Origin of the sequence: Dietzia sp. DQ11-38-2 (assembly GCF_014145055.1) — a bacterium.
Classification (GTDB): Bacteria; Actinomycetota; Actinomycetes; order Mycobacteriales; family Mycobacteriaceae; genus Dietzia.
Genome location: NZ_JAALDW010000190.1, coordinates 1 through 3,534 on the forward strand (window position 1 = coordinate 1; position 3,534 = coordinate 3,534).

The window sequence follows — 3,534 nt, forward strand, 5'->3', positions numbered from 1 at the left end:
AGTCCACGCTCACCGAGGCGCTGGCGCTGCACGCGCGCGTCATCACCGAGGCCGGTGCCGTCCACGGCAAATCCGGCCGTCGGGCCACCGTGTCGGACTGGATGGAGATGGAGAAGGCCCGCGGCATCTCCGTCAGCTCCACCGCGCTGCAGTTCACCTACAAGCCCTCCGGGTCTGCCGAGGACGACGAGCCCTACGTCATCAACCTCGTCGACACCCCCGGCCACGCCGACTTCTCCGAGGACACCTACCGGGTGCTCACCGCCGTCGACGCGGCGGTGATGCTCATCGACGCCGCCAAGGGCCTCGAGCCACAGACGCTCAAACTGTTCCGCGTGTGCAAGCACAACGGCCTGCCCATCATCACGGTGATCAACAAGTGGGACCGTCCGGGGCAGGCGCCACTGGAGCTGCTGGACGAGATCACCGAGCAGATCGGCCTGGTGCCGACCCCGCTGTTCATGCCGGTCGGCATAGCCGGCGACTACCGGGGGTTGCTCCGCCGCGGCCCCGACGGTGCGCCCGAGGAGTACATCCACTTCACCCGCACCGCCGGTGGATCGACCATCGCCCCGGAGGAGCACTACGACCCGGACACCGCCGCCCAGCGGGAGGGCGAGGTGTGGGAGACGGCCGTTGAGGAGTCCGAACTGCTCTCCGCCATGGGGCAGGACCACGACCAGGAGCTCTACCTGGCCGGCGAGACGAGCCCGGTGATCTTCGCCTCCGCGATGCTCAACTTCGGTGTGCACCAGATCCTGGACGCGCTGGTCGAACTGGCCCCACCGCCGCACGCGTGGGAGACCGTGACGGGAGCACCCCGGGAGACCTCGGATCCGTTCTCCGCGGTGGTGTTCAAGGTTCAGGCCGGCATGGACGCCGCGCACCGCGACCGGCTCGCGTTCATGCGCGTGGTCTCCGGGGAGTTCGAGCGCGGGATGGTGGTCACCCACGCCCAGTCCTCCAAACCGTTCACCACCAAGTACGCCCTGACCGTGTTCGGCCGCGACCGCACGACCGTCGAGACCGCCTACCCGGGCGACGTCGTGGGCCTTGTCAACGCCACCGCCCTCGCACCCGGCGACACCCTCTACACCGGTAAGAAGGTGCAGTTCCCGCCGATTCCCCAGTTCGCACCCGAGCACTTCGCCGTGGTGCGCGCGCAGTCGCTGGGCAAGTACAAGCAGTTCCGTAAGGCCATCGACCAGCTGGCCGCCGAGGGCGTGGTGCAGATCCTGCGCAACGACACGCGTGGGGATGCCAACCCCGTCATGGCGGCGGTCGGGCCGATGCAGTTCGAGGTCGTCACCGCCCGCATGAAGGCCGAGTTCAACGTCGAGGTGGTCGTCGACCGCCTGCCGTACTCCATCGCCCGCCGCACCGACTCCGCCTCCGCCGACGAACTCGGCCGGCAGCGCGGGGTGGAGGTGTTCCAGCGCACCGACGGTGAACTCCTGGCTCTGTTCGGCGACAAGTGGCGCCTGCAGTACATCAGCAAGGAGATGGAGCACCTCACCATAGAACCGCTGGTCGCGGACACCAACTGACGCTCCCGCCACACACGCCCCAGCGGTGCGAACCCAACTCTGAACAGCTGTCCAGAAATCTCCGGGAACGGGCCGTGCCACGGCCGAACCTTGGTTAATCTCCCTTTCACGCCGACGCCCCCGCCGACCCACGGCGGGCGCCGTCTGAGAGGGGCACGTCCATGGGAAACGGCAGTTCGACCACGAGGTCCACGACCACCGGCAGATGGGCGCGCTCGGCGCTGGCTCTGCTCTCGGCTGTCGCGGTGACCGTCCCGCTGACGGCCGCGCCCGCGGCGTCCGCCACGCCGATCCGGGGCATGGTGGACGCCCACGCGCACATCGCCGCCTCCCAGGCGTTCGGCGGCGCCCTACGGTGCGGTGAGCCTTTCGCCCCCGGCGGGATGGCGCAGGCCCTGGCCGACTGCCCCACGCACTCGGACTTCGGACACTTCTCGCTGCTCGAGTCGGTCCTCGGCGGCACCGCGGTTCCGGGCGGCACCCAGGGCTACCCCACGTTCGCGCAGTGGCCGGCCTCCAACTCGCAGTTGCACGAGCAGGCCTATTACACCGGTATCGAGCGCGCGTGGCGGGGCGGCCTCCGGGTGCTCAACAACTACCTGGTCGCCAACCGGGTGCTGTGCGAGATGCTCATCGGTTCGCCGTACTCGTGTGACGAGATGGATCAGCTGCGTCGTCAGGTCGACTACATGAACCGGATGGAGGCCCACATCGACGCCGAGCACGGCGGCCCCGGCCGGGGCTGGTTCCGGATCGCACGGTCTCCCGAGGAGGTCCGGTCGATCGCCGCGCAGGGCAAGCTCGCGGTGACGGTGGGCGTCGAGGCGTCCGAGCCGTTCGGCTGCCGGATGGTCAACGACGTGCCGCTGTGTTCGGCCGAGGACATCGACCGCGGCCTCGACGAATTCGCCTCGTGGGGCGTGTCCACCGTGTTCCCGGTCCACAAGTTCGACAACGCCCTCGGCGGCGCCCGCATGGACGAGGACCTGGCGGGCCTGGCGGTGAACGTGGGCAACAAGATCGGTACCCAGCGGTTCTGGGAGACCGAGCCGTGCACCGGCCCCGACGCGGACCACGACCAGCCGATCGCGAGCACCCCGGTCGCTGACGGGCTGGCGGCGGTGACCGGGGGCGCCCCCGCGGGAGCGGCATTGCCCGTGTATCCCGAGACGCCACTGTGCAACGTCCGCGGACTGACCCCGCTCGGCGAGCACGCCGTGCGGGGGATGATGGCGCGCGGCATGGTGATCAACATCGACCACATGAGCGTCAAGACGGCCACGCGGACGCTCGACATCGCCGCGGAGTCGGGGTACACGGGGCTCATCTCCGACCACACCTGGGCCACGCAGGGCATCACGCGCCGCATGCACGAACAAGGCGGGTTCGTGGCCGCGTTCGCCTGGCCCGCCGATGCGACCGAGACCTTCGACACCGGCTTCCTCGAGGCCTGGCGCGCCAACACCGCCGGCACGACCCGCCCCTGGGCCGGGTATGGCTACGGCTCGGACGTCAACGGCCTGGCGCACCTCGCGGACGCGCGCCCCAGCGCGGCCACCGATCCCCTGGTCTACCCGTTCACCGCGCTCAGCGGCGAGGTGATGGACCGGTGGCGGTTCGGTGACCGTGTCTACGACCTCAACGTCGACGGTGTGGCCCAGTACGGGCTCTACGCGGACTGGGCGGCCGACCTGCTGCACCGGGCCGGGCCCGACCGGCCCGAACTGGAGCGTCAGCTCATGGGCGGCGCCGAGGCGTGGACGGCCAACTGGGAACGCGTGCGGTGACCCGACCGGCCGACCGCGTGGGTCCCCTGTGGATCCTGGCGCTCACCCTCGGCGTCGTGGCGGTCTTCGCCTCGTGGTTCGGCCCGCTCCAGATCCTCCTGCCCGTGCAGACCGACAGGATCGGTGGCCCGGACGGCCGCGAGGCGCTGCTCGGGCTGGTGGTGGGCACGGGGGCCGCCGTCGCCCTGGTGGCCAACCCG

Annotated in this window: 2 protein-coding genes and 1 pseudogene; all 3 read left to right on the plus strand. The window is 70.3% G+C overall.

Annotated elements, in window-relative coordinates:
• Positions 1 to 1,547: peptide chain release factor 3 (locus G6026_RS07170; RefSeq protein ID WP_182612767.1), on the plus strand; the 1,547-nt coding region annotated here is incomplete at its 5' end.
• Positions 1,548 to 1,708: 161 nt separating this feature from the next.
• Positions 1,709 to 3,334, plus strand: coding sequence for a hypothetical protein (locus G6026_RS07175; protein ID WP_241725934.1), 1,626 nt, complete (start codon positions 1,709 to 1,711; stop codon positions 3,332 to 3,334).
• Positions 3,331 to 3,534: pseudogene (locus G6026_RS07180) on the plus strand (MFS transporter); the annotation flags it as partial. The gene G6026_RS07175 and the pseudogene G6026_RS07180, both read left to right, overlap by 4 nt.

Excerpts from the sequence above, each read along its gene's own strand:
- G6026_RS07175 (WP_241725934.1), top strand. The coding sequence starts at position 1,709 with ATGGGAAACGGCAGTTCGACCACGAGGTCCACGACCACCGGCAGATGG.